General features: G+C 66.4%; 20 protein-coding genes and 1 pseudogene. 8 read left to right on the plus strand and 13 right to left on the minus strand.

What is annotated here, in order from left to right; translation table 11 throughout:
• Positions 1–72: 72 nt before the first annotated feature.
• From CXR00_RS01190 to CXR00_RS01200, 3 genes are read right to left on the minus strand one after another with little or no spacing between them, the layout of a single operon-like run.
• Positions 73–3,597, minus strand: a complete 3,525-nt coding sequence (locus CXR00_RS01190; protein ID WP_104052588.1) for an ATP-dependent DNA helicase — start codon at positions 3,595–3,597, stop codon at positions 73–75.
• The gene (locus CXR00_RS01195) at positions 3,594–6,917 is read right to left on the minus strand and encodes an ATP-dependent DNA helicase (RefSeq protein WP_104052589.1); all 3,324 of its coding nucleotides are present in this window, start codon (positions 6,915–6,917) and stop codon (positions 3,594–3,596) included. The genes CXR00_RS01190 and CXR00_RS01195 overlap by 4 nt, the downstream gene beginning before the upstream one ends.
• The gene (locus tag CXR00_RS01200; protein WP_104052590.1) at positions 6,914–7,318 is read right to left on the minus strand and encodes an MGMT family protein; all 405 of its coding nucleotides are present in this window, start codon (positions 7,316–7,318) and stop codon (positions 6,914–6,916) included. The genes CXR00_RS01195 and CXR00_RS01200 overlap by 4 nt, the downstream gene beginning before the upstream one ends.
• 72 nt (positions 7,319–7,390) lie before the next feature.
• Between CXR00_RS01200 and CXR00_RS01205 the strand changes: the two genes are divergently transcribed.
• The 4 genes and pseudogenes from CXR00_RS01205 to CXR00_RS01220 all read left to right on the plus strand — a co-directional run bounded on the left by CXR00_RS01205 (position 7,391) and on the right by CXR00_RS01220 (position 11,181).
• Entirely contained in the window at positions 7,391–8,074 is a 684-nt protein-coding gene (locus CXR00_RS01205) for a 3'-5' exonuclease (RefSeq protein WP_104053668.1), read from the plus strand.
• A gap of 321 nt (positions 8,075–8,395) precedes the next feature.
• Positions 8,396–9,385 (plus strand): methionine ABC transporter ATP-binding protein, encoded by a 990-nt coding sequence (locus CXR00_RS01210; protein ID WP_104052591.1) that lies wholly within the window; start codon positions 8,396–8,398, stop codon positions 9,383–9,385.
• Positions 9,382–10,059, plus strand: a pseudogene (locus CXR00_RS01215) (methionine ABC transporter permease); the annotation flags it as partial. The gene CXR00_RS01210 and the pseudogene CXR00_RS01215, both read left to right, overlap by 4 nt.
• Before the next feature lie 282 nt (positions 10,060–10,341).
• Positions 10,342–11,181 carry a MetQ/NlpA family ABC transporter substrate-binding protein gene (locus tag CXR00_RS01220; protein ID WP_104052593.1) on the plus strand — a complete coding sequence of 280 codons (840 nt, stop codon included), beginning with the start codon at positions 10,342–10,344 and terminating at the stop codon, positions 11,179–11,181.
• An 81-nt stretch (positions 11,182–11,262) separates the two neighbouring features.
• Here the strand turns inward: CXR00_RS01220 and hemL are convergent, their stop codons facing one another.
• From hemL to hemE, 8 genes are all read right to left on the minus strand, one after another.
• Positions 11,263–12,588 (minus strand): glutamate-1-semialdehyde 2,1-aminomutase, encoded by a 1,326-nt coding sequence (hemL, locus tag CXR00_RS01225; RefSeq protein WP_104052594.1) that lies wholly within the window; start codon positions 12,586–12,588, stop codon positions 11,263–11,265.
• Positions 12,588–13,571 carry a porphobilinogen synthase gene (gene hemB, locus CXR00_RS01230; protein WP_104052595.1) on the minus strand — a complete coding sequence of 328 codons (984 nt, stop codon included), beginning with the start codon at positions 13,569–13,571 and terminating at the stop codon, positions 12,588–12,590. The genes hemL and hemB overlap by 1 nt, the downstream gene beginning before the upstream one ends.
• Positions 13,572–13,603: 32 nt before the next feature.
• Positions 13,604–14,479 (minus strand): uroporphyrinogen-III synthase, encoded by an 876-nt coding sequence (locus CXR00_RS01235; RefSeq protein WP_104052596.1) that lies wholly within the window; start codon positions 14,477–14,479, stop codon positions 13,604–13,606.
• 24 nt (positions 14,480–14,503) lie between these two features.
• Positions 14,504–15,460: a hydroxymethylbilane synthase gene (gene hemC, locus CXR00_RS01240; RefSeq protein WP_104052597.1), complete on the minus strand. Its 957-nt coding sequence runs from the start codon at positions 15,458–15,460 to the stop codon at positions 14,504–14,506.
• Positions 15,460–16,587 (minus strand): ferrochelatase, encoded by a 1,128-nt coding sequence (locus CXR00_RS01245; protein WP_237685765.1) that lies wholly within the window; start codon positions 16,585–16,587, stop codon positions 15,460–15,462. Before CXR00_RS01245 ends, hemC begins: the two co-directional genes overlap by 1 nt.
• A gap of 65 nt (positions 16,588–16,652) precedes the next feature.
• The gene (gene hemQ, locus CXR00_RS01250; RefSeq protein ID WP_104052599.1) at positions 16,653–17,372 is read right to left on the minus strand and encodes a hydrogen peroxide-dependent heme synthase; all 720 of its coding nucleotides are present in this window, start codon (positions 17,370–17,372) and stop codon (positions 16,653–16,655) included.
• A 74-nt stretch (positions 17,373–17,446) separates the two neighbouring features.
• Positions 17,447–19,006, minus strand: coding sequence for a protoporphyrinogen oxidase (gene hemG, locus CXR00_RS01255; RefSeq protein WP_104052600.1), 1,560 nt, complete (start codon positions 19,004–19,006; stop codon positions 17,447–17,449).
• A gap of 2 nt (positions 19,007–19,008) precedes the next feature.
• Positions 19,009–20,070: a uroporphyrinogen decarboxylase gene (gene hemE, locus CXR00_RS01260; RefSeq protein ID WP_104052601.1), complete on the minus strand. Its 1,062-nt coding sequence runs from the start codon at positions 20,068–20,070 to the stop codon at positions 19,009–19,011.
• 156 nt (positions 20,071–20,226) lie between these two features.
• Between hemE and CXR00_RS01265 the strand changes: the two genes are divergently transcribed.
• Positions 20,227–21,585, plus strand: a complete 1,359-nt coding sequence (locus CXR00_RS01265) for a glutamyl-tRNA reductase (RefSeq protein ID WP_104052602.1) — start codon at positions 20,227–20,229, stop codon at positions 21,583–21,585.
• 10 nt (positions 21,586–21,595) lie between these two features.
• Here CXR00_RS01265 and moeB read toward each other — a convergent pair whose 3' ends face one another.
• Positions 21,596–22,780, minus strand: coding sequence for a molybdopterin-synthase adenylyltransferase MoeB (moeB, locus tag CXR00_RS01270; RefSeq protein WP_104052603.1), 1,185 nt, complete (start codon positions 22,778–22,780; stop codon positions 21,596–21,598).
• Positions 22,781–22,896: 116 nt separating this feature from the next.
• Here moeB and CXR00_RS01275 point away from each other — a divergent pair, with 116 nt between their 5' ends.
• From CXR00_RS01275 to CXR00_RS01285, 3 genes are read left to right on the plus strand one after another with little or no spacing between them, the layout of a single operon-like run.
• On the plus strand, positions 22,897–23,511 hold the full coding sequence (locus tag CXR00_RS01275) for a TetR/AcrR family transcriptional regulator (RefSeq protein WP_104052604.1): 615 nt from the start codon (positions 22,897–22,899) through the stop codon (positions 23,509–23,511).
• Between the two features lie 47 nt (positions 23,512–23,558).
• Complete coding sequence (locus CXR00_RS01280) at positions 23,559–23,783, plus strand: DUF3107 domain-containing protein (RefSeq protein ID WP_104052605.1); 225 nt, start codon at positions 23,559–23,561, stop codon at positions 23,781–23,783.
• Positions 23,784–23,801: 18 nt separating this feature from the next.
• Positions 23,802–24,104: a hypothetical protein gene (locus CXR00_RS01285; protein ID WP_104052606.1), complete on the plus strand. Its 303-nt coding sequence runs from the start codon at positions 23,802–23,804 to the stop codon at positions 24,102–24,104.
• Positions 24,105–24,114: 10 nt separating this feature from the next.
• On the opposite strand, the gene CXR00_RS01290 is transcribed toward CXR00_RS01285, so the two are convergent.
• The gene (locus CXR00_RS01290; protein WP_104052607.1) at positions 24,115–25,182 is read right to left on the minus strand and encodes an SGNH/GDSL hydrolase family protein; all 1,068 of its coding nucleotides are present in this window, start codon (positions 25,180–25,182) and stop codon (positions 24,115–24,117) included.
• Positions 25,183–25,246: the final 64 nt, after the last annotated feature.

Below are 25,246 nucleotides of genomic sequence, written 5' to 3' on the forward strand. Positions count from 1 at the left end.
AAAACAAGGCGACTAAATAACAGAAGTGCCGCCGCCCCTTCACCGGGGCGGCGGCACCTCCGTTGTCCGGGATCAGTTCCGGTCCGAAGAATTCGCCGATCGGATGATGTCCTCCAATTCCTTCTCCCCCAGCAGGTTGAAGGGACGAATGAGCTTGTCGGCTGCCACGTAATAGAACGCGGCGTTGACCTTCTCCAGCGGCACCTGCTTCAGTCGGGCCCACGCCAGCCGGTACACCGCCAACTGGACCGAGCGGATGTCCAGCTTGTCCTTGGACGGCGGCGCTCCGGTTTTCCAGTCGATAAGGTCCCAGGTTCCGTCGGCATCCTGGAAGACGGCGTCGATGCGTCCGCGCACCACCACCGTGTCCACCCGGGTTTCCACCGGCACTTCGATGAAGGCCGGAGTACGCCGTGCCCAGGGCGAAGCCTCGAACGTGGCGATCATGTCTTCGAGCTGATAAGCCTCGTCCACGTAGGCGTCGGCTGCGCCGGGGTGCTCGTCGATGTCCAGCATGCCGCTGGTCCCGAAGAACTCCTCAACCCAGGCATGGAACGCCGTTCCCTTGCGCGCCGCCATGCCCGGCTCCCGCGGTACGGGACGCCGCAGCTGCCGGGTGACTTCCTGGGGATCGTCTTTCAGATCCACCAGCAGGGAGGCGGAAATGTGGGCGGGCAGTTCAACTTCCACCACCTCGTTGGGCGGGCGGTGCCGGGCCAGGACGAGCTCCACCTCTTTTGCCCATCGAGTGGGTTCAAACACGCTGCCGGACGACTCCCGGGGTTCCTCCTCCGGAAGGGCATCCGCGCCTGTGAGGATGTCGATCTCCGACTGCCCCACCCGTCCCGACTGCCGGGCCGCTGCGCCGAGGACTGCCGCTGCAGCAGCCTGCATATCTGCGCGCCGCTCCCCCAGCGGATCGACGGGCCAGCTCCGGCGCTGGACGTCGGCATTGGCCGGGTTGGAGGTCCCTTCGTTCCCCTCGTCCACCCATGACAGGAGATGGAATCCGGGAGCTCCGGCCTTTCCGAGGTCGTACAGGTCCTGGAGATAGCGGGAGACCGCCGTCGGTTTGGACCGCCCGCCTCCCCACGCACTGGAGGTACAGATCAACACATATTTGGCCCGGGTAAAGGCAACGTAGGCCAGACGGCGTTCTTCACGCTCCGCGTGTCCGCGCGCGTCTTCGCTGAAGGCTTTCTCGCTGTCCACCCAGCCCTTCTGATCCTCCTGCTCCCAGTCCCACTGCGGAAGATCGGGGGCGTCCCCCCGCAGGGGCCAGGGAATGGCGCCTTCCCCGCTGCTCCAGCGCGAATCACGGTCATTGGGGAACTGGCCCTCGTTCAATCCCGGAACCACCACAACGTCCCATTCCAGTCCCTTGGAAGCATGGACGGTCAGCAGCTGCACGGCGTCGCGGCTGGCTTCGAGCTGCGTGACAGGCAGTCCGTTTTCTTCCTCGTTGGCAGCCTCCAGCCACGCCAGGAAGGCCATGAGGTCCACCCTGTCGCTCGACGCACTGAAGGTGGCTGCTGCGTCCACAAAGGCATCCAGGTTCCGCCGCGACTCGTGAATGGTGACGCCGGGCTTGGCTGCCACTTCGATGTCCAGCAGGATCCGGCGCTCAACCTCGCCGATCAGAGTGGTGAGGTCTTCGCCGACATAGCTGCGCAGGTCCCGCAGTTCGTCGCGCAGCAGGGTCAGCCGGCGCAGCCCTTCCGCGGAAATGGACCGGCCGGCGTTGGATACCCAATCCGGGCGCGGAAGCGCATCAACGGCTTCCACCAGGGAACCGGCTTCCGCCATGTCCGCTTCCACCACGGTTTCGGTGCCGTCCGGCGCCTCATCGGGACGGTGGACGTCCGCTGCATCGGCCACGGACATAGCGCGCTCCCGGACCCGGACGAGGTGCCGCGACCAGTCGGCCAGTGCCATCAGGTCTGCGGGACCAATCCGCCAGCGGGCTCCGGCCAGGATCCGCAGCATTGAATCCGAGCGTCCGGGGTCCCCCAGGACACGCAGGACGGCCAGAAGATCCACCACTTCAGGCGTGGACAGCAGACCGCCAAGGCCCACAATCTGCACGGGGATCCCGCGGGCTTCGAGTGCCTCCCGGATCGGGCCGAACTGTTTGCGCCCGCGGCACAGGACGGCCATGGTGGGCTGGAGCTCCTTGCCTGCGTCGTCCTTTTCGAACCGCCGCCGGCGGTGGAGCAGGATCTGTTCGGCCACGGCGTCGGCTTCGCCCGGGATGTCTTCAGCATCTCCGGTCCCGGGCACGGAGACGTCCGTCAGGTAACGCCCGAGATGGACCTCGCCCAACGGTGCCCGCGGCTTGGCCTGCAGTTCGGGAACGTGCGGCAGCCTCTGGAGTTTCAGCCACGGTGCGGTGGTGTTCAGGGGTGCCGAGACGGCGTTGGCGGTGGCGAGGATGGAGGTTGAGTTGCGCCACGCCACCGACAGATTAGCTACCGGCGCCAGTGCCCGGGAACCGTCGGGCAGGAACAGCGGGAACTGGTCCCGGAACGTACCCAGCTGACCGGCCGAGGCGCCGCGGAAACCGTAGATGGACTGATGCGGATCTCCCACGGCTGTCACGGCACGGCCGTCGCCGAACAGTTGTGAAAACAGCACCATTTGGGCGTGGGAGGTGTCCTGGAATTCATCAAGGAGGACCACCTTGTACTTTGCCCGCTCCATTTCAACGGCCTCGGGGATGGTGGCGGCGATCCTGGCCGCCAGTTCCACCAGGTCACCGAAGTCCAGCTGCCGGCGCTCGGATTTGGCCCTGCGGTAGTTCTCCACCAGTTCCGTAACGGAGATGCGGGTGCGCAGCCGGTCCATCAGCTTCTGCACCGCTGCGGTTGCAGCCTTGGTTTTGCCAGCCTGGTAGGGCAGCCCGGAAACGACGGCGAGATGGGCCGCCAGGTGCTCCCGAACGTCACCGGGGGTCTGCAGGTGTTCGGCGCATTCGCCGGCCATCTGCAGCACGCCGTTGACCAGGGTGGACTTGGCGGCCGTGAAATGTTCGAACTCTCCGGTGTAGGCCTCCACCACTTCGGTGGCCAGCTGCCAGGACTGGGCTCCGCCGAGCATCACGGAATCCCGTTCCACGCCCAGGCGCAGACCGTAGTCGTTGACGATGCCGTTCGCGTAGGAATGGTAAGTGGACACGGTGGGATCCAGCCGGGCGTCGGCGCTTTCGTCGGGGTCGGTTCCCGGCGGAATCAGGCCCGGATCGGCAGTGCCCACCGAAAGGACCCGGTGCAGCAGGTCCAGCCGCTGCCGGATGCGGGTTTCCAGCTCTCCCGCCGCCTTGCGCGTAAACGTCACGCCCAGGATTTGTTCCGGGCGCACCAGCTGATTCGCCACCAGCCACACCACCCGGTCGGCCATGGTTTTGGTCTTGCCCGAGCCGGCACCGGCAATGACGAGCAGGGGTTCCAGGGGCGCTTCGATGATGCCGATCTGGTCATCGGTGGGGTACTGCACCGGGTTCTTCGGATCGGTGTGCAGCTTTTCAGCCAGCTCGCGGGCCGAATACCGGGGGGTGCCGGGGACCTCGGGAGGCAGGGTTTCACTCAGGGAGGCACTCATTCGGTGACCTGCTTTCCTTCGGGGCAGAGCGGGCAGATTTCCGGAAGACGGCAGCCGTGGCCGCCGAATCCGCTGCGTGTGGGGTCATGCACGGTGTCAAAGGTGGAATCGGACATGTATGCCGCCGCCGTCCGGATCATGTCCTGCGCCCGGGTGTCTTCGGGGTCCAGCGGTTCCTGCTCCTGCACGGACACTCCCTTGTTGGTGGTGCCCAGCTGAACCAGTGCCGCCCCGCCGGGCAGGGACGACGGCGCAGCAGGCTGCGCCGCGGGGGCGTCCCCTTCCTCAGGCTTTTCCCGGGCGACGGCACCTTCCCGGACGGCTTCCTGATAGGCCGCAAGCTGCGGGTGTCCTTCGAGTTCGTCCTTCTTGGGGGCAGACTTTCCCGTTTTCAGGTCAACGATGAACAGCCTGCCCTCGGCGTCGATCTCCAGCCTGTCGATCTGCCCGCGCAGCAGGGCGGTCCGTTCCTGTCCGCGGATTTCCACCGGGATTTCCGCGGCGAAGTCCCGTTCCACATCCACCAGGGAGCGGCCTTGCTGCCGCATCTTGATGACGTACTCGGCGAGTTTGCGCACCATGGTTTCGGCGCGCTTGAAGTCCACTTTGCCTTCCCAGTTGTCCTTCATGCCCAGGGCCGGCCAGCGCCGCTGGAGTTCCGCCACGTATTCGCTGCCTGAGGCGTCCGGCAGGTCCTGGGCAATCTGGTGCACCAGGGTACCCAAGGACCGTGCAAAGTCGGTGGCCTGCTCCCCGCCCGCAGCGGAAACAAACCAGCTCAGCGGGGATTTCAGCACAGCGTCAACCTTGGACGGCGAAACCGGAATTGGAGTTTCCTCGGGAATCACCGGGGCGTCCGTGGACAGGGGCGCCAGCCCCCACCACTCGGACGGCGCAGCGCCGGGCACGCGCACGGGGTGGTTAAGCATGGTGCCCAGATGATGGACTGCCTCACGGGCGAGTTCCGGTTTTTCCTCCCGCTGCTGTGCATGGGCACGCAGCTCCGCCACCAGGGAGCGCAGGGTGAGCGGACGCAGGACCTCAGTGCGTTCCCGTTTCATGGCTTCGGGCGGCAACGGTTCCACCAGGTCCAGGAACGGGGAGGGCTGTTCATCGTCCGAGGACACCGCTGTGCAGATCAGCAGATCGCGGGCACGCGAGACGGCGGTGGAAAAGCTGCGCAGCTCATCGTGCCGGGTGGCGTGCATCAGGGTTTGCGGGCTGCGGTGCTTTGCAAAGCCGTCACCGTGCTCAACGGCCGCCACCAGGTCTCCGCTGCCCAGCAATTCTCCGCGGAGCCGGAGATTGGGCCAGACTCCGTCCTGCACGCCGGCAACAATGACCAGGGGCCATTCCCGTCCCGCAGCGCTGGCCGGTGTGAGCAGTTCCACGGCATCGCGGCGCTGGGCACGGGCTGCCAGGGTATCCATCGGCAGTTCAGAGCTGGTCAGGTAGTCGAGAAACTGGGCCGGCGTGGAGCCCGGCAGCTGGTCAACGTAGCGTTCAGCGGTCTGGAACAGCGCCATGATGGCATCCAGGTCCCGGTCGGCCCGTGCCCCGGAGGCCCCTCCGGAGAGCGCCGCTTCAGCCCACTTTTTGGACCAGCCCGAGGCTGACCACAGGGCCCAGAGCACTGTTTCGGCTGTGGCACCGGGCTGATCCGCCGCGGTGCGCCCGGCGCGCAGCATGGCGGCCAGCCGCTGGGCTGCCCGTGCTTCCCACGACAATCCTGCGAGCGCCAGGCCGCTGGGCGACAGCGGGTCCAGCAGCGCCTCCACCAGCAGGACATCGCTGGTGCGCCCGCCTCCGCTGCGGACTTCTTCCCGCCGCAGTGCCTGGCGCAGCCGGCGCAGTTCAATCGAACTGGCGCCGCCGATCCGCGAGGTCAGCAGGGCAACGGCCGATTCGGGTGTCAGCAGGTCCGGATTCAGGACGACGGCGAAAGCGTCCAGCAGCGGCCGCACCGCGGCTTCATCCCGCACCGCCTTTTCCGCAACGGGCACTTTGACGTCGATGCCCTGTCCGCTGAGGTAACGCTGGATCCGGGCCAGCTGGCCGCCGGTGCGGACGATCACGGCCATGTCTTCGAGCCTGCGCCCGTCCAGCAGCTGTGCCTGGAGGATGCGCTGGGCTATGTAGCGCAGTTCATGCATGGGCGAATCGACGACGTGTGCCTCAGCCCGGCCGGAAACCACCGCGTCAGCCGGTACCTCATCCGAAACTGCACCCTCTGCCGGTTCCTCCGGCCCGGTAACGGGAAGATCAGCGGCGGGAAGGACAGCAGCCCGGTAACGGGGCAGCTGCCCGACCACCGAAATGCGCGATGCCGTCCGGAGCCAGGCTGTGGCAATGGAACCGGTAAGCCGGTGCTGTCCGGACAGCACAAACGTCTGCAGCCCCTCGCCCAAGGTGTTGGAGAGCTGACCCAGCAGGTCGGGGCGGGCTCCGCGGAAGCCCTGCACAACGGTGTCGGGGCACGCGGTGACCACGGCGTCCCCGCCTCCGGCGAGCAGTCCCAGCAGGGCATGGATGGCCGGGTTTGCTTCCTGCAGGTCATCCACGAGGATGAGCTGGAAGCGGGCCCGTTCGGCAGCCAGGAACTCGGGATCACTCTCCAGGATCTGCAGCGCGCTGGTGATGATGCCCGCCGGGTCAAAGGCCTCCGGCATCCGGATATCCAGGACGTCACGGTACTCCGCATACAGGGCAGCCGCGGCCACCCAGTCCGGCCGGTTGTGCCGGCGGCCCAGATCCGCCACCCGCTCCGAGGAGATGCCGTACTCGATGATGCGGTCAAACAGCTGCCGGATCTCCTGCCGAAAACCCCTCGTGGGCAGGGCCAGGTCCAGGGACTCAGGCCACGGCAGGGCGGGGATCCCCTGCTGGCCGTGCCCCTCCAGCAGTTCCTTGATGATGACGTCCTGTTCGGCGCCCGACAGCAGCTTGGGTGCCCGCGTGATGTAGGGCAACCGGCCTTCGGCTTTGGCCCGCCGAATCAGATCAAAGGCGTAGGAAGCCCAGGTGCGGGCCGGAGACGTGCTCAGGGTGCCCTGCAGCCTCGCGGACAGCGCATCGCGCAGCGCCGCGGCGGCCAGGCGCGTGGGGGCCAGCAGGAGCAGTCCCGCGGGATCGAGTCCGCGGCTGATCCGGGCAACGGCCGCTTCCACCAGAATCGTGGACTTGCCGGTGCCGGGAGCGCCCAGCACCAGGACGGGTCCGCTGCCGGCGGGCAGGTCCACGACCGCCTGCTGGTCCGGCGTCAATTCCGGGGCCTGTGCGGTTGCCGCGGAGGGCCCCACCAAATGCAGTTTTACGCTCATGTCTCTACTTCATCACGTCCCGCCGACACTTCCGGCCCAATGCCGCCCAGCCCGGCGCGCAGGACCTCGAAGACGGCCCAATCCGTTTCCGAGGGGAACCACCGTGCTGCGCCGATCCGCACCCGGTAGCCGCCGCCGTCGTCGTCCGGGGTCCCCGTCACGGGGGTACCTTCGGCCGCGTAATGCTCCCAGGCGCGCCGGCCGTGGCACCGGGGAGGTTCCCCGCCGGCGCGGATCACGCGCCACCAGGGCAGGCCGGCTCCGTGACGGGACAGGACGGCACCCACCTGGCGCGGACCGCCGTGGCTGAGGATTTCGGCCACATCCCCATACGAGAGGACATGTGCGGGCGGTATCAGCTCAACCACTGAGCGCACGGCTTCGACGTAGTCATTGCGCATATGACCAGCGTAAGCCGAGCGCCCGGCGTACCGGAATCTTGGATTGTCGGTGCCCAACGGTACGTTTATTTCATGAACAGCTGGCATGAACTCCCCCACGCGGCCTTTGATCTTGAGACCACCGGCCGCGACCCGCAGACCGCACGCATCGTCACCGCTTCCATCATTTTGGTCAACGGTCAGGGGGAAGTCCTGAAGCACCATGAGTGGCTCGCCGCCGTGGAGGAGGACATTCCCGCCGAGGCTGCTGCCATCCACGGCATCAGCACTGAACAGGCTCGCGCACAGGGCCGGCCCGCGGCCGAGGTTTGCGCTGAAATTGCCGGAGTGCTGGGGAGCCTCTTCGCTGCGGGCATCCCGGTCCTGGCGTTTAACGCCTCCTATGACTTCACCGTCCTGAACCGGGAGTGCGAGCGGTTCGGGCTGACACCGCCGGCCCCTGCCCCCGTCATCGATCCGTACATCCTGGACAAGCAGGTGGACCGTTACCGCCGCGGAAAGCGTACGTTGACGGCGCTGACGGAACACTACGGCGTCGGCTTCGAGAACGCGCACACTTCAGCCGCTGATGTCATGGCCACGATCGGGGTTGCCCGGGCCATGGCCGGCAAGTTCCCCGTGCTGCACCGCGAAGCAACACTGCTGCATGAGGCACAGGTCAACTGGGCCCGTGAACAGGCAGCCAGTTTCCAGGAGTACCTGCGGCGCAGGGATCCATCCGCCGTGGTGGACGGCACGTGGCCCGCGCGCAGCTGACACCCCGCCTTCCCGGACATCCCCGTGTCCGGGAGCAACCCCGCGTCACGTTACGAAACATATTGGAAGCCTGCTTCACACTGTCCGCCCCGAATCGAGTCAGTAGCCCCCTGCGTGAGATACTGACAGCTGTGTTAGGCGCTGATGGCGCCCCAGGCGCGACCCGGAGACCCCGTGGCAGGGCATCTCGCAGGGATCAGGCGTCTTGTGCCACGTGATTGGCAGACACCACCCGGTTGGCCGGCACCCAGACGTGCCCGGTACTTTCCGCGCCCGGCAACCGCCCGCTGACCAGCACCCATACACAGACCACGAGGATCAATGATCACAGTTACCGACCTGCGCAAGGTCTACCGCCAGGGCGACCGAGACGTCACTGCGCTCGACGGCGTCAGCCTGAGCGTGCCGAAGGGATCCATCCACGGGATCATCGGGCATTCCGGTGCCGGCAAGTCCACCCTGGTGAGATGCCTCACCCTGCTGGACCGTCCGACGTCGGGCTCGGTCACCATCGACGGGCGGGAGCTGACCGCGGTCAAGGACTCCGAAATCCGCAGCGCCCGGCGCCGCATCGGCATGGTTTTCCAGCACGCCAACCTGATGGATTCCCGCACGGCAGCAGCGAACATCGCGCATCCTTTGGAGCTGGCCGGTGCCAAGAAGCAGGTCATCCAGGACAAGGTGTCCGATCTCCTGCGCCTGGTGGGACTGGAAAGCTTCGCGGGTGCTTATCCCGCACAACTGTCCGGCGGCCAGAAACAGCGCGTTGGCATTGCCCGCGCCCTGGCCTCTGATCCGGACATCCTGCTGTGCGACGAGCCCACCTCGGCCCTGGACCCCGGCACCACCGATGACATCCTGGACCTGATCTCGGACCTCTCGCACCGGCTGGGACTGACGGTTCTGATCATCACCCATGAAATGAACGTCGTGAAACGCATCTGCGATTCCGTCTCCCTGCTCGAAGCAGGGCGGGTTGCCGAGCACGGACCGCTGAACGAGGTCGCTTCCAACCTCGGCGGCCGGCTGGCCAAGGCGCTGATTCCGCTGCCCGCCACTCCTCTTTTGCCCGGGGACCCCACCGGACCGGTCCTGGAACTGCTGCTCACGGGCGGGAACGCCACGGAACCGGTGCTCTCGGCATTGACCCGCCGCTTCGACACTGATGTGAACGTCCTCGCCGGAAGCGTTGAAACCCTGGCAGGCAGGCGCTTCGGACGACTGCGCATCCAGCTCGACGTCCACACGGACATGACCGCCGTAACCGACTATCTCGCCGACCAGGGCGTTGCCGTGGAGGTGGCCGCATGAACTTCCTGACCGAACTTTTGGACAATCCCGGAATCACCAAGGCTTTGCCGGAATCCATTCTGGAAACCCTGCAGATGGTGGGTATCTCCGGCCTTGTCACGCTGCTCATCGGCCTTCCGCTGGGTATTTTCCTGCACACCAGTGCACCCGGAGGCCTGCGCCCGCTGCCCGTCACCAACCGGATTGTCAGCGGCGTCATCGTGAATATCACCCGTTCCATTCCGTTCGCCATCCTGATGGTGACGCTGATCCCGCTGGCCCGCATCATCACCGGCACCTCCATCGGACCGATCGCCGCCTGCGTGGCCCTGAGCATCGGCACCATCCCCTTCTTCGCCCGGCTGGTGGAAACCGCGCTGCGTGATGTGTCAGGCGGCAAAATCGATGCCGCCCTGGTCATGGGGTCCACGAAGATGCAGATCGTCTCCAAGGTCCTGCTTCCGGAAGCGATGCCGGGACTGGTTGCCGCGCTGACCACCACGATGGTCACCCTGGTGGGCTACTCCGCCATGGCCGGCATCGTGGGCGGCGGCGGGCTGGGCCGGCTGGCCTACAACTACGGTGTCCAGCGCTTCGACAGCGGCGTCATGATCGTCACCATCATCGTGATCGTGGCCATTGTCCAGGTCATCCAGATTGCCGGCGACATGGTGGCCCGCCGCGTGGATCACCGCTCGGCCGACGGCGGTGCCAGGCGCCGCCGCCGGACCGCTGCCGCCCCCGGTGCCGCTGCCCTCGATGTCAGCGTTGTTGCGCCGCCCGCCGGCCCGGACCATGCTCCCGGCCGCAGTGTCCCGGACACAGCGGACATCCGCCGCTGACCATTGAAGTTTTTCCCGCCGTCCGCTGCCTTGCCGGCCGCGGTCCGGACCGGAATCTGCAGCCAGTAGCCGCTAGCTGCCCACTGTCCGGGTTGGATGTCTTCCGGCCCGGGTTCCCTGAAAGGAACGCACCCGATGCGTAAATCACTGACTCTCGTTGCCACCGGTGTGGCCGCTGCCCTGGCGCTGTCCGCCTGCGGAGGCTCCGACGCCTCCAGCGAATCCGTTGACAGTCTGGATCCGGCAAACCCGGTAACCCTGACGGTGGGTGCCAGCCCGCTGCCGCACGCGCAGATCCTGCAGTACGTCGCCGACAATCTGGCGGCCGATGCCGGCCTCGAGCTGGAAATCAAGGAATTCGACGACTACGTCACTCCGAACATCGCCCTGGATGACGGCTCGCTGGATGCGAACTACTACCAGCACCTGCCGTACTTCGAGTCCCAGGTCGAGTCCCAGGGTTACGACTTTGAGCACGGCGCCGGCGTCCATGTGGAGCCGTACGCCGTCTTCTCCGAAAAGCATGAGGACATCTCCGCCGTCGGCGACGGTGCCCGCGTGGCCATCACCAACGACCCTTCGAACCAGGCCCGCGCGCTGACGCTGCTGGAAGAAGCCGGCCTGCTGGAGAACGTTGAAGACGACGCTTCGGTGCTGGCCCTGACGGACGAGCAGAACCCCAAGGGACTGGACTTCGTTGAGAACCAGCCGGAACTGCTGGTCAATGACCTCAGCGATCCCACCGTGGACCTGGCCATTCTGAACGGCAACTACATCCTGGCCGCCGGCCTGAGCACCGACGACGCCCTGCTGGTGGAATCCGTCGAAGAGAACCCGTACGCCAACTTCCTGGCCTGGAAGACCGGCAACAAGGACGCCCGCATCGACAAGCTCGAAGAGCTGCTCCACTCCCCCGAGGTCTCTTCCTTCATCGAGGAAACCTGGCCCAACGGTGACGTCACTGCTGCTTTCTAGGCACTGACTGCCGCCCGCTGAACAACGAAAAACCCCGCCCCTCCCGAAAGGAAGAGGCGGGGTTTTTCGTGGCTCGGGCCGTTACGGCTGTGCGTCAGCCGCAGCCTTGGCGGCCGCCGGAAGCGCAGCGTAGATGCGTTCCATGGCGGCGTCGTCGTGCGCGCCGGACAGGAACCAGGCCTCGAAGACCGACGGCGGCAGGTACACGCCGCTCTCCAGCATCGAGTGGAAGAACGGCTTATACCGGAAGGACTCCTGCGCCTGGGCCTGCTCGTAGTTATGCACGCCCGTGTCCGAGGTGCCGAAGGCAACGCTGAACAGGTTTCCGGCGCGCTGGATGCTGTGGTCCACGCCGGCGTCGGTCAGTGCAGCGGAAACCGCGGCGGAGAGCTCGGCGCTGCGGGCATCCACAGTGGCATAGACCTCTGCGGTGGCAGCCTTCAGCGTGGCGACACCGGCGGCCATGGCGATTGGGTTACCCGACAGGGTACCTGCCTGGTAGACCGGGCCCAGCGGAGCCAGGTAGTCCATCACGTCGGAGCGGCCGCCCAGTGCGGCCACGGGCATCCCGCCGCCAATGACCTTGCCGAAGGTGAACAGGTCCGGCGTCCAGCCTTCCTTCGCGCCGGTCAGGCCCCAGTATCCGGCCAGTCCGGTACGGAACCCGGTGAGGACCTCGTCCAGGATGAGCAGGGCGCCGTTTTCTGCGGTGATGCGGGACAGGGCTGCGTTGAATCCCGGCTCCGGGGTCACCACGCCCATGTTCGCGGGTGCTGCCTCGGTGATGACGGCGGCAATGTTCGCGCCGTGCTCAGCGAAGGCCTTTTCGACCGCATCCACGTCGTTGTACGGCAGCACCAGCGTTTCAGCGGCGGTGGCTTCGGTGACGCCGGCGGACCCGGGCAGGGCCAGGGTGGCCAGGCCGGAGCCGGCAGAGGCCAGCAGCCCGTCCAGGTGGCCGTGGTAGCAGCCGGCGAACTTGATGACCAGGTTGCGGCCGGTGTAGCCGCGGGCCAGCCGGATGGCGGTCATGGTGGCTTCGGTGCCGGTGGAGACCATGCGCAGGCGCTTCACGCCCGGCACCCGGTCCATTACCAGCTGCGCCAGTTCGGCTTCGGCGGGGGTGGACGCACCGAAGGACAGTCCGTTGTCGACGGCGGCGTGCACGGCGGCCAGCACGTCCGGGTGGGAGTGGCCCACCAGGGCGGGCCCCCACGAGCAGACCAGGTCCACATACTCGCGGCCCTCGGAGTCCGTGATGTACGGGCCCTTGGCGGAGACCATGAACTTGGGCGTGCCGCCCACGGAGCCGAAGGCCCGGACCGGGGAGTTCACGCCGCCGGGCATCAGGGCCCGGGCACGGTCAAAGAGTTCTTCGTTGGACGACGGTGAGACAGGTGAGGACATTACTTGCTTTCCTTCAGCCAGGCCGCCAGCTCGGTGGCCCAGTAGGTGAGAATCATGTTTGCGCCGGCCCGCTTGATGCCCAGCACGGACTCTTCGATGGCCCGGCGGCGGTCAATCCAGCCGTTGGCGGCGGCAGCTTCAATCATCGCGTACTCGCCGGAGATCTGGTAAGCGCCCACCGGGACCGGAGACATGGCGGCCACGTCGGCCAGCACGTCGAGGTAGCTCATGGCCGGCTTGACCATGACCATGTCCGCACCTTCTTCAAGGTCCAGCTCAACCTCCAGCAGGGCTTCGCGGCGGTTGGCCGCCTCCATCTGGTAGGTCCTGCGGTCGCCCTTGAGCTGGGAATCAACGGCTTCGCGGAAGGGGCCGTAGAACGCCGAGGCATACTTCGCGGCGTAGGCGAACAGGGACACGTCCTGATAGCCGGCGGTGTCCAGTGCATGGCGGATCACGGCGATCTGCCCGTCCATCATGCCGGACGGGCCCAGTACGTGGGCGCCGGCGCGGGCCTGCTCCACAGCCATCCGGCCGTAGATTTCCAGGGTGCTGTCATTGTCCACGACGCCGTTTTCGTCCAGGACGCCGCAGTGACCGTGGTCGGTGAATTCGTCCAGGCAGACGTCGCTCATGATGACGAGGTCATCGCCCACTTCCTCGCGGACGGCGGCTATGCCGCGGTTGAGGATACCGTTCGGATCGGTCCCGGCGCTGCCGACGGCGTCGCGCTCGGCGGGGATGCCGAAGAGCATGATGCCGCCCACCCCCAGTTCAACCGCTTCCGCGGCGGCCTTCTTCAGGGAATCCATGGTGTGCTGGACGACGCCGGGCATGGAGGTGAGCGGATTGGGCTCGGTGATGCCCTCGCGGACAAAGGCGGGGAGGATCAGTTCGGCCGGATCCAGCCGGTATTCGGCGGTCAGCCGCCTCATGGCAGGTGTGGTGCGCAGCCGGCGGGGACGGTGCTGGGGGAAGCTCATGGATAAATCTGCCTTCCGGTAATGACGGGGAACTAGTTTGTAGGACCCGTAGATGTAGCAATAACGAGGGCCTGCGCTATTCCCTCGGGCGTGGGTTGGTTTGCCACAGCATCGGGCGGGCAGCCCAGCTCAACCATTTGGGCAGCCGTGCTGTCTCCAATGGCAACCAGCAGTGTGCCCCGCGGAACGGGTGCGCACAACCGCAGGAAGCGGCGAACGATGCTGGGCGAGGTCAGCACGACGGCGCGCGGACCGGCCGGTGCGGCGCCGAGGAAGTCCTGGGCGGTGATCAGCGGAGCCGTTCCGTCAGCGCCGGTGTCGGCTGCGGGCGTAAAGCGGACGCCCGGGGCGGGATAGTCCACGGTGCAGTAGGCCGTGACGGCGCGGACGTCCCAGCCCAGCGATGTGAGGTTGTCGCGGAGCGCCGGATCGGCCAGGTCCGCCTGCGGCAGCAGGATGCGCAGTGCCCCGCCCTCGGGATCCGAATCCTGAGGGTGCGGCCAGGTTTCAGCCAGCCCGCGGGCGGAATGATCCCCCTCGGGCATCAGGTCCACGGCCAGACCGGTGTCCTCCAGCGCCCTGCGGGTTCCGGTACCGACGGCGGCGATCCGGGTTCCGGCAGGCACGGCGGATGCCGCCGCCACCCCCAGGGCGGCGCAGCGGCGCACCATGGCGCGCACGGTGGTCACGCTGGTGAAGATCACCCAGGCAAACCGTCCGGAGCGCAGGGACACGAGCGCCGAGTCCAGCTCACTGGTGTCAGCGGGAAACTGGAAATCAATCAGCGGCAGGAGCGCCACGGCAGCACCGCGGGATTCCAGTTCGGCGGTCATTGCCGCGGCCCGGTCCGGGCTGCGCAGCAGGACCACGTTCAGCCCCGCCAGTTCCCGGAGTTTAGCCCCGCTCATCTCAGCTGTTTCCGGAAGGCAGCATTAGCTGACCGCCAGGTCCGTCAGGGACGCGGCACCGGCGGCAAGCAGATCTTCTGCCAGGCGGACGCCCAGGGCACGGGCGCCGTCTTCGTCCAGCTCCGCCGTAGCCGCGGAACGCCGCATCACCTTGGCACCGTCGTCGCTGCAGACCACGGCCTCCAGATGCAGGCGAACCTCAGTCACAGTGGCCAAGGCACCAATGGGTGCGGTGCAGCCGGCTTCCAGCCGGTTCAGCAGCGCCCGTTCCGCAGTGACCGTCAGGCGGGCGGCGTTGTTGTCATAGGCAGCCAGTGCCCGGCTCAGCGGTCCTTCGGCGGCGTCAGCGGTCCGGCACTCCACTGCCAGGGCCCCCTGGCCGGGAGCGGGCAGCATGACGGAGGGGTCCAGGAATTCCGAGACCATCTCCAGCCGGCCCAGACGCGCCAAACCTGCGGCCGCCAGCACGACGGCGTCAAGGTCGCCGGGAGCGCCTTCCACCAGGCCGGCCACACGGCCCAGGCGGGTGTCCACGTTGCCGCGGATATCCACTACCTCCAAGTCCGGACGGGCGGCACGCAACTGTGCGGCCCGGCGCGGAGAGCCGGTGCCCACGCGGGCGCCTTCGGGCAGCTGGGCCAGGGTCAGGCCGTCGCGGGCGCAAAGCGCGTCACGGACGTCCACCCGGCCCGGGATGGCCCCGATGGTCAGGCCGTCCGCTGCTCCGGTGGGCAGGTCCTTGAGGGAGTGGACGGCTACGTCGCAGTCTCCGCGCAGCAGCGAGTCCCGCAGTGCGGCAACGAAGACACCGGTACCGCCAATTTGGGACAGGGCGGCCCGGTTGATGTCCCCTTCGGTCCGCACCCGGACCAGTTCGACGTCGAAACCGCCCAGTTCGGAGAGCGCGTTGGCCACTGTGGTGGTCTGGGTGACGGCCAGGGCACTGCCCCGGGTGCCGATCAGGACGGGCGAATGCGCCACTACTGCACACCCACCGTGGAATCGGCGCCTGCAATGGTCGGCTTCTCGCCGCGCAGGTTCGCACAGCAGCCGGGGCGGCAGACGTCGTACCAGGGGCCCAGCGGTGTCACGGCGGGACGGTCGGCAATGTTGTTCTCGACGGTGCGCTCGCAGAGCAGATCCACCAGTCCTGCAACGAAGGTGTCGTGGATGCCCGGGGTAGGCGTGCGGTGGGCTGCCAGGCCCAGTTCTTTGCAGGTGTCCATGGCTTCGGTGTCCAGGTCCCAGAGGACTTCCATGTGGTCGCTGACAAAGCCCAGCGGCACAATGACGACGCCCTGGACGCCCTTGGCGGGCAATTCCGCAATGGCGTCGTTGATGTCCGGTTCCAGCCACGGCGTGTGCGGGGATCCGGAACGGGACTGGTAGACAAGCTGCCAGTCGAGCCCGGCGGCTTCCGGGATGCGGTCGATGATGGCGCGGGCGTTGGCGAGGTGCTGCGCCACGTAGGCGCTGCCTTCCTCGAACTCGCGGTCGCGCGGGCCGGACGCTTCGGCGTCGGCAGTGGGGATGGAGTGCGTGGAGAACAGGATTTCAATCTTCCCGTCCGTCTTGCCCTCGGCGGCCAGCTGTTCGCGGACCTGGGCGAGGGAATCGCGGACGCCCTCGACAAACGGCTCCACAAACCCGGGGTGGTCGAAGTACTGGCGGACCTTGTCCACCTGCAGCTTTTTATCCAACCCGGTCGCCAGCAGGTTCATGCCCAGGTCCTCGCGGTACTGGCGGCAGCTGGAGTAGGAGGAGTACACGCTGGTGGTGACCATCAGCAGGCGGCGGTAGCCGGTGTCATACGCTTCCTGCAGCACGTCCTTGATGTAGGGGGCCCAGTTGCGGTTTCCCCACAGCACCGGGGTGTCGATGCCGCGGCGCTTCAGCTCAGCCTCGAGGGCTGCCTTCAGCGCACGGTTCTGCTCATTGATGGGGCTGATGCCGCCGTTGGCGCGGTAGTGGGTGGCCACTTCCTCCAACCGCTCGTCCGGGATCCCCCGGCCGCGGGTGACGTTCCGCAGGAACGGAATGACGTCTTCCTGTCCTTCGGGGCCGCCAAAGGAGGCCAGCAGGATCGCGTCGTAGTGCTTGGGGGCCATGCGTCCGTTCTCGTCAACGCCGTCAAGCGGGTTGAATGCTGCGGACTCGCTGGAGGGCTCAGATGTCATTTCAGTACCTCGGCAACTTCCGCGGCGTCGATGCGCCGGCCGGTGTAGAAGGGGATTTCTTCGCGGACGTGGTTACGGGCTTCGGTGGAGCGCAGGTGACGCATCATGTCCACCAGGTCAACCAGGTTGGGAGCTTCCAGCCCCAGGATCCATTCCCAGTCACCGAGGGCAAAGGAGGCAACAGTGTTGGCCAGGACCTGCGGGAATTCGCGTCCCAGCATGCCGTGGTCGCGCAGCATCTTGCCGCGTTCCTCGGCCGGCAGCAGGTACCACTCGTACGAGCGGACAAACGGGTAGACACAGATCCAGGCTTCGGGATCAATGCCCCGGGCGTAGGACGGCCAGTGATTCTTGGAGAACTCCGCATCGCGGTGCACACCCATGGCAGACCAGGCAATTTCGGTTCCGGCGAAGAGGCCGGAGCGGCGGATGTCGCGGACGGCTGACTGCAGGTCTTCGGCGCGGCCGCCGTGCAGCCACACCATGACGTCGGCGTCGGCCCGCATGGCAGAGACGTCATACAGCCCGCGAAGGGTGACATGGCGCTCTGACAGTTTCTCGGTCAATGCCTCGAAGGCTTTGACGTTTTCCTCGGAATCGGCAGCTGCACCTGATGCCCCACCCGTCGCGGACCGCTTGAAAACGGTCCAGAGGGTAAAGAACTGTTCTTCGGTGGCGGCTGTTTCTGCGGTGCTCTGACCCATGGGCTCACTCATGATTAACAGTCTGCCCTTCCGGGCAGGCTTAGGCGAAATACTCCACTTCTACTTCTTGTAGAAAGTGGTCAAGATCACTGCCGGTCCAGTTGGTCCACCAGTCCGGCAATCCGGGTGCGCGTATCTGCGGCGACGGCGGCCAGACCGGTGCCGGCCAGCCAGGCCCCCACCACTTCCAGCCCGGCAACCTTCTCCACGGCGGCGCGGACCGCCGCGACCCGGTCGCGGTGCCCGACGGCGGCGGAAGGCAGGGCGCCGACCCACCGCACCACGTCCCAGCCCACCACGTCGTCAACCCCCAGCGGAACCTGGAGGAGCACCGAGGCGTCGGCCAGGGCCTGGGCAAAAAGATCCTCGTCGTCGCGCTCCACCGGACTTGGCCGTGCTGCGGCAGCGGCATCGGCTGCGCTCAGGGCCCGCCCGTAGGAGAGCCGCAGCACGTGCGTTCCCGGTCCGGTGGAGTCGGCAAGCCACTGCCATTTTGCAGTGGCGTGAGTCAGGGCCTTGGCGTCCACGGCATCAACGTCCGCTGCAACGAGCACTCCGGTGCCGCGCGGGTGGGCATCCAGGTCCGGCTGGTCCACTACGAGGGTGACGAGGGCGACGCCGGGGCCGGGGCCCGGGCGGGCGGCTGCCAGTTCCGGAACGGTGCCTGCCAGCAGGTCCGCAGCGCAGGGGCCGTCCGTTGCCATAACCAAACTGTCTGCGGCGATTGTTTCCGCCTCGGGCGCCTGGTCTCCGGCGACCGAGACCGTCCAGCCGCTGCCGCTGTGCCCCACGGCCGTGACGGCCGCTCCGGTGCGGACATTTACACCCAGCGCAAGCAGGTCCTTCTCCAGGGCACGGGTGAGCATCCCCATACCTCCGGCCAGCCCGGCGACGGCGGATCCGGCGGGTGCTGAGGCCCGCATGGAAGCCACCGCCCCGGCCAGGGACCCGTGCTTGGCGAGGGCGGTGCGGAGTCCCGGAGCCACTGAGTCCACGTCCAGCACATCCGGATCCGAGGAGTACACGCCGCCCACCACCGGAGCAACGAGGCGGCGCAGCACCGCGTCGCCCATGCGGGCGCGGACCACTTCGCCCAGGCTCACAGTTTCCCGGCGGGCCAGGCTACCCACGGGCAGCACCTTGTCCAGTGCCGCCCTCGCGGAACCCGTGCGTCCGATGGCCTGGACAATTTCGGGTGCGCGCGGATCCGCGGGAATACCGAGCAGACCGCTCTGCGGCATCCGCTGGGCGGCCGCAGCGGTGTCCTCGCCGGCCAACTGCAGCCAGGCGCCGTCCCGGTTGGGCTGGACGACGGCGTCGCCCAGCCCCAGTTCCTCAATCAGCTCGGGCACGGCACGGGACCGCGTAGCGAAGGATTCGGCGCCGCTGTCCAGGGTCAATCCCGCAACGGAATGCGCGCCAACACAGCCGCCAAGCTCGGTTCCCGCCTCCAGCAGGGTTACGGATATGCCGCTGCGGGCCAGGTCCCGGGCGGCGATCAGGCCGGAGATGCCGCCGCCCACCACCACTGCAGTTCTCGGGGCAGGTCCGGGCGCTTCCGGAACAGCGTCGGGAACGGCTTTCCGTGCGGTCGGGAAATGGGACAGGGCAGCGGGCAAATGAGGAAGAACCGGACGGTGCGGCATGGTTACGGCTCCACCGAATGGATGAGCTGTACCACCCGCGTCAGGACGTCCGGGTCCGTTTCGGGGGGCACGCCGTGTCCCAGGTTCACCACATGGCCCGGCGCAGCGGCTCCGGCGGCCAGGACCTCGCGCACATGCGCTTCCAGCACCGGCCACGGGGCATTCAGCAGGGCGGGGTCAATGTTTCCCTGCAGGGGCGTCGCTCCGCCGAGCCGGCGGTTGGCCTCGTCCAGCGGCAACCGGTAGTCCACTCCCACCACATCGACGCCAACATCGCGCATGGCGCCCAGCAGCTCGGAGGTGCCGGTGCCGAAATGCACCAGCGGCGCACCAAGATCCCGGACATGGTCCAGGGCGCGGGTCGATGCCGGCGCCACATGGCGGGTGTAGTCGGCGAGTCCGAGTGAACCGGCCCATGAGTCAAAGAGCTGCCCGGCGCTTGCACCTGCTTCGAGCTGGGCGCGCAGGAACATTCCCGAGGCATCCGCGGCCCACTCCGTGAGTGCACGCCAGGCGTCCGGGTCAGCATGCATCATGGTCCGCGGACCCAGGTGGTCACGGGAAGGCTTGCCCTCCACCATGTAGGCGGCCAGCGTAAAGGGGGCGCCGGCGAAACCGATCAGCGGAGTCTTGCCGAGTTCCGCCACTGTGAGGCGGACTGCTTCGCGGATCGGCTCCAGTGCCTCTTCGGTCAGGACCGGCAGTGCGGCAACATCCGCCGCGGTGCGCACCGGCGTGCCCAGGACGGGTCCGACGCCGGGAACGATGTCGACGTCGACACCGGCAAGCTTGAGCGGGATGACGATGTCAGAGAAGAAGATGCCGGCGTCAACGTCATGCCGGCGGACGGGCTGCAGCGTGATTTCGGAGGCCAGCGCGGGGTCCAGGCAGGAATCCAGCATCGCAATTCCCTCCCGCAGCTTGCGGTATTCCGGAAGCGACCTTCCGGCCTGGCGCATGAACCAGACCGGCCGGCGGGAGGGAGTTCCACCCCGGTAGGCGGTAATCAGGGGGGAGTCGGCCGTGCGGCCATCCATGAGCGGATGAGAGGCGCTAAGAGTCATACCCTGATTCTCTCCAAAATCCTCCCCGATGGATAACCGGGCCGCCCTGATGCACCGCATCGGCCGGACAGGTGAGGGGAAACACATGCCGAAACGGTTCAGGTAAGGCCGCCCTATTGGGGTTCGCACAGAGACGGTGGCTACTATTGAGGCACTGTGGTTCTACTTTCCTTAATTGCGACGCACTCCGATGTTGACTTGGAAACCGTTGCCCGCCTCAGCGCCGGCGCCTCCCAGGTCTCCTCCTCCCTGCTCGAAACCGGATCGGCGGTGACCGGATCCGTGGTCCTGGCCACGTGCAACCGGTTCGAGGTTTACTGCGAAGCCAAGTCGGAGGCGGACATTGAAGCAGCCCGTTCCGCCGTCGTCGCAGAAATCAGCCGGCACTCCGGCCTGTCCAAGGACCTGGTCTCCCGGTCCCTGGACACCAATACCGGCGAATCCGTGGCCAAGCACCTGTTCGCCGTCGGCGCGGGCCTGGATTCGGCCGTCGTGGGCGAGCGTGAAATTGCGGGGCAGGTTCGCCGGGCCCTGATCGAAGCGCAGGAAAAGGGCACGGCCAGCGGAGGACTAACCCGCCTTTTCCAGACAGCTTCCCGGACAGCCAAAGATGTTGGAGCACTGACAGCCCTCGGTAAACGAGGGCTTTCCATTGTCTCCGTGGCGCTGGAACTGGCCACGGATCTCTCAATGGACACGGACTGGTCCGCCAAGGACGTTGTTGTCTTCGGCACCGGCGCCTATGCCGGAGCCACCATGGCGCTGCTCAAGGAACGCGGCTGCACCCGCATCAGCGTGTATTCCTCGTCCGGACGGGCCGAGTCATTCACTGCATCGCGCGGCGGAACACCGCTGACCCGCGAGTCGCTGCCGGATGCCCTGGCTGCGGCGGACGTGGTCATTGGCTGCAGCGGGAGCGAAAGCCAGGTCAGCGCCGGGGACATCAGGCGTGTTCGCAAGTCCAGCAACAAGCCGCTGATCATCATTGACCTGGCCCTGACCCATGACTTTGATCCGGACGTCCGCGAGGTGGACGGCGTGGAGCTGATCACCTTGGAATCGGTGCGTCTGGCGGCTCCGGCAGAGCAGGTCGAGTCATTGAAGCAGGCCAGCAGCATCGTGGCCGACGCCGCCAAGGCGTTCTCTGAACTCCAGCTGAGCCGTCAAATGGACTCCGCCATTGTGGCCCTGCGCCGGCACACCCTCAACGTCCTTGACTCCGAGCTCGAAAAGGTTCGTGCCCAGCACGGCTGCACCGGAGCTGCGGAGGAAGTGGAGTTCGCCATGCGCCGCATGGTCAAGCAGCTCCTGCATGTTCCCACTGTGCGGGCGCGCGAGCTTGCCGCCAGCGGCCAGCAGGATGATTACATCAAGGGTCTCGAAGCCCTGTTCGGCATCACCCTGGATCAGCCGGTGGAACGCCGGCGCCCGTCCGCCCCGCACGGCCCCGCCCATCATGGCAGTACCGAAGCGGACAATTCCGAAGACGGCGCTGACACTGCAGCCTCCGCCTAAGCAGTAAATCTCAGTACAGGACCTTGGCCGGTTCGATCTCCCGCACCCATGCCAGGATGCCGCCGTCCACGTTGAACACCCGGTCATAACCCTGGGCCCTGAGGAAAGCGGCCACTTCCGCTGACCGTCCCCCGGACTTGCAGTGCACGTAGAGATCCCGGTCCCGTGCGGGCAGGTTATCCCCCGCCAGGATTCCGGCGCGGGGCATCAGCTGAGCGCCGTCAATACTGACAATGGCGTGTTCGCCGGGTTCCCGAACATCGATCAGATCAAAATCGCGCTCCCCTGCCGCGCGGGCGGCCAGCAGCCGCTGCAGTTCGCGGACGTCGACGGCCGGTTCCCGGTCCCCGTCCACGCCGGCACGGACCGGCAATCCGCAAAAGGCCTCATAATCCTCCTCCAGTTCGGTGACCTGTTCAGCAGCCGGATCCTTGCGCACCCGAATCTCCCGCCAGGACATGTCCAGCGCATTGAGCACCAGGACCCGTCCCAGAAGCGTCACACCGGTACCGGTAATCAATTTCACGGCCTCGTTGACCATGACGGATCCGATCTGCGCGCACAGCACTCCCAGAACTCCGCCTTCTGCGCAGGAGGGAACCGAGCCGGCCGGCGGTGCCTGCGGATAAAGGTCGCGGTACGTCGGTCCGTGCCGCCCCCAGAACACGCTGACCTGGCCGTCGAACCGGAGGATTGATCCCCAGACATACGGCTTGCCCAGGATTTCCGCAGCATCATTGACGAGGTAACGGGTGGCAAAGTTGTCGGTGCCGTCCAGGATCAGGTCATATCCGGCAAAGATCTCCAGCACATTGGCCGCATCCAGGCGGACCGGGTGCAGCTGGACCGTAACCAGGGGGTTCAGCTCGTGGATGCTCCGCCGCGCAGACTCGGCTTTGGAGCTGCCGATATCCGACACACCGTGAATGACCTGGCGCTGCAGGTTGGACTCATCCACAGTGTCGTCGTCAACGATTCCCAGCGTTCCCACGCCGGCGGCGGCAAGGTACAGCAGGGCCGGGGAGCCCAAGCCGCCTGCCCCGATGACCAGGACACGGGCGTTCTTCAGCCGCTGCTGGGCAACCATCCCGAATTCGGGAATAATCAGGTGCCGGGAATAGCGCCGGGTTTCCTCGTGGGTCAGCGCTGCCGCAGGCTCAACCAGCGGCGGCAGTGCGGCGTTTGGCTCAATCATGGATCCCAATCTAGTACCCAAACGTGCTGCGGAACCTGCCGGATGTATTACCCGCGGGTAAACTGAAGGCCGTTGACCGGGCACCTTGGCCCGGTGCCGTTGAGAGGTCCGTACACGTGAGCAACCAGCAAACCGGCAAGCCGACCCGGCTCCCCCGGGAGGAACGGCGGCGCCAACTGCTGAACGCCGCGCAGGAAGTTTTTGTCAGCAACGGTTTCCACGGAGCGGCCATGGATGACATTGCCGAAGCGGCCCAGGTCAGCAAACCCGTTCTCTATCAGCATTTTCCGGGCAAGCGGGAGCTCTATCTCGCGCTGCTCGAGGACCATCTGGGCACCCTGACAGAATTCCTCACCAGCGCCCTGAACTCCACCAGCGACAACAAGCTGCGCGTCCGGGAAACGATGCGCGCCTATTTCCGCTTCGTGGCGCAGGACAGCCAGGGCCACCGGCTGGTTTTTGAATCCGACATGACCAATGACGCGGAAGTCAGCTCACGCATCGAGGAATTCAACGCCCGGTTCGCGTCCAATATTGCCGGCGTCATCGCCGAGGACACCAAGCTTTCACCTGTGGAGGCCACGCTGCTGGGCCGGGCTCTGGCCGGAATGGCCCAGGTCAGTGCCCGTTACTGGCTGGAGACAGATGGGGACTTGGACATCGACGCGGCGTCCGAGCTTATCTACCGTTTAGCTTGGCGCGGAATCAGTCGGTTCCCCAAGGAGATTTAGAGTAGATTTCGAAGCGGATATGTTTCATTAATACAGGAGGCACCACGGTGGAAGTAAAAATCGGCATTCAGAATGTTGGCCGCGAAATTGTCTTTGAATCGAGCCAGAACGCCGACGCCGTTGCTGACGTCGTGGCCGAAGCCCTGAGCAACCAGAAGGAACTGCGCCTGAAGGATGACAAGGGCAGGCTCATCATGGTTCCCGCCGGCGTCATCGGCTATGTGGAAATCGGCGCCGAAGAGGTTCGCCGCGTCGGCTTCGGCGCCCTCTAGGTCCCGGCAGGCCGGACGGTGATCAGCCTGATTATTGCCGCCCTGGCCGCGCTGGCGGCCGGCTTCATCGTCCGGGGCGCGGACCGGCGCCGGACCCGGTACGGTCTTTTCCTGCTGCCGGGCTTGTCGCTGGCGGCAGCCATGATCCTGTGGGTGGGCCTCCAGCTGGGCGGTGTCGGCTCCGATCCTGACCTCTTTTGGCTTGCTTGGGTCCTGCCGCCGGTTGCCGGGGCGGCCGCTGCTGTCATTGCTGCGGTTGTCACAGGTCCCGGGCGCGAAGCCCGGGATGCGGCAGAGCTGGAAAGGGTGCTGCGGTTCTGACGGCCCGCGGCTAGCCGGAGGACAGGAGGGTGCCCAGCTCGCGGGCCAGGATGTGTCCTGCGGCCTGGTGCCCCGCCGCCGTGAAATGGCGGCCGTCACGCTCCCGGTACTCCCCCAGCGAGAACCGGCTCCACCAGTCCCCCACACTAAGGAACTCCACCCCCTGGCTCCGGGCCACCCCGGCCAGCAGGGTGTCAACCGCCGTGCGCCTGCTGCCCGCCGAATCCAGGCCGGAGGAAATGACGCCCACCATGACCAGCCGGGACTGAGGATAAGTACGCCGGGCTTCCCGGATCATGCTCTCCGCCGCTTCGGCAATCTCTGTGTCCGACGCGTTTGAGGCATCATTTCCTCCGCCTTCCAGGACAACGAGCTTTGGGGTTCCCCATGGCAGGACCCATTGCTGCCGTGTCAGGGCTGTGTAGTAGTTGCCAATAGTGCCGTTGCCCTGGACGTAGCCTGTCCCTCCGGCGCCGCGGAGCACAGTCCGGTAGCCCAGCTCGGCCAACCCCTGATCCACCCAGGTGCCCGGCCCTGCCTGTGAGTCTCCGATGACGACTGCGGAACCGGCAATTTCAGGATCCCAGGTCATCACCCGGTCCAATTCCGGGACGCGGATCAGCGAACCGTTCTCAAAATCCGTACGGTAAACGGCTCCCTGGGCGTACTCGGAGGTCAGCGGTTTGCCCAATGAGGAAAAATCGCTCCGTTTGCTGAGGGCATCCACTGATTTGTGAAGCGCCAACGCTCCGTTTCCGGCCGTCCAGAAAACCACTTCGTCGCCAAACTGCCTGCGGCATACGGCCGGTTCCGGACAGGACAAGCCGGATACGGATGGCTCCAGGGGATGTCCTTGCGCTGCCCGCAGCAGCTGGAACGCCCTGATGTCTTTCCAGGCCGTCTGCGGCAGTCCCCCGGCCGGTTCGGCGCTGTTCTTTTCCTGCAGATACCCGGCCAGCAGCGAGATGCGCGGTTGCGTCTGCTGCTGCAGGCCGGAGGTGTCCGTTGCCCCGGCCGAGACGGCGAGCGCCGCCGCGCAGGCCAGCAAAAGGCCGCGTTTAGCCACAGATCTGCTCATGATGCTCCCCCATGCGTTGTAGAGCGCCTGTCGATCATCCGCGCCTGCCGGCTGTTGTGCGGCA

The sequence above is a fragment of the Arthrobacter sp. 9E16 genome (assembly GCF_002929435.1).
GTDB classification, from domain to species: Bacteria; Actinomycetota; Actinomycetes; order Actinomycetales; family Micrococcaceae; genus Arthrobacter_B; species Arthrobacter_B sunyaminii.

Excerpts from the sequence above, each read along its gene's own strand:
- hemL (WP_104052594.1), bottom strand. The coding sequence starts at position 12,588 with ATGTCCTCACCTGTCTCACCGTCGTCCAACGAAGAACTCTTTGACCGT.
- CXR00_RS01235 (WP_104052596.1), bottom strand. The coding sequence starts at position 14,479 with ATGAGCGGGGCTAAACTCCGGGAACTGGCGGGGCTGAACGTGGTCCTG.
- CXR00_RS01205 (WP_104053668.1), top strand. The coding sequence starts at position 7,391 with ATGAACAGCTGGCATGAACTCCCCCACGCGGCCTTTGATCTTGAGACC.
- CXR00_RS01245 (WP_237685765.1), bottom strand. The coding sequence starts at position 16,587 with ATGGCCCCCAAGCACTACGACGCGATCCTGCTGGCCTCCTTTGGCGGC.
- hemE (WP_104052601.1), bottom strand. The coding sequence starts at position 20,070 with ATGACTCTTAGCGCCTCTCATCCGCTCATGGATGGCCGCACGGCCGAC.
- CXR00_RS01190 (WP_104052588.1), bottom strand. The coding sequence starts at position 3,597 with ATGAGTGCCTCCCTGAGTGAAACCCTGCCTCCCGAGGTCCCCGGCACC.
- hemG (WP_104052600.1), bottom strand. The coding sequence starts at position 19,006 with ATGCCGCACCGTCCGGTTCTTCCTCATTTGCCCGCTGCCCTGTCCCAT.
- hemQ (WP_104052599.1), bottom strand. The coding sequence starts at position 17,372 with ATGAGTGAGCCCATGGGTCAGAGCACCGCAGAAACAGCCGCCACCGAA.
- CXR00_RS01220 (WP_104052593.1), top strand. The coding sequence starts at position 10,342 with ATGCGTAAATCACTGACTCTCGTTGCCACCGGTGTGGCCGCTGCCCTG.
- CXR00_RS01210 (WP_104052591.1), top strand. The coding sequence starts at position 8,396 with ATGATCACAGTTACCGACCTGCGCAAGGTCTACCGCCAGGGCGACCGA.
- hemB (WP_104052595.1), bottom strand. The coding sequence starts at position 13,571 with ATGAGCTTCCCCCAGCACCGTCCCCGCCGGCTGCGCACCACACCTGCC.
- CXR00_RS01290 (WP_104052607.1), bottom strand. The coding sequence starts at position 25,182 with ATGAGCAGATCTGTGGCTAAACGCGGCCTTTTGCTGGCCTGCGCGGCG.
- moeB (WP_104052603.1), bottom strand. The coding sequence starts at position 22,780 with ATGATTGAGCCAAACGCCGCACTGCCGCCGCTGGTTGAGCCTGCGGCA.
- CXR00_RS01200 (WP_104052590.1), bottom strand. The coding sequence starts at position 7,318 with ATGCGCAATGACTACGTCGAAGCCGTGCGCTCAGTGGTTGAGCTGATA.
- CXR00_RS01195 (WP_104052589.1), bottom strand. The coding sequence starts at position 6,917 with ATGAGCGTAAAACTGCATTTGGTGGGGCCCTCCGCGGCAACCGCACAG.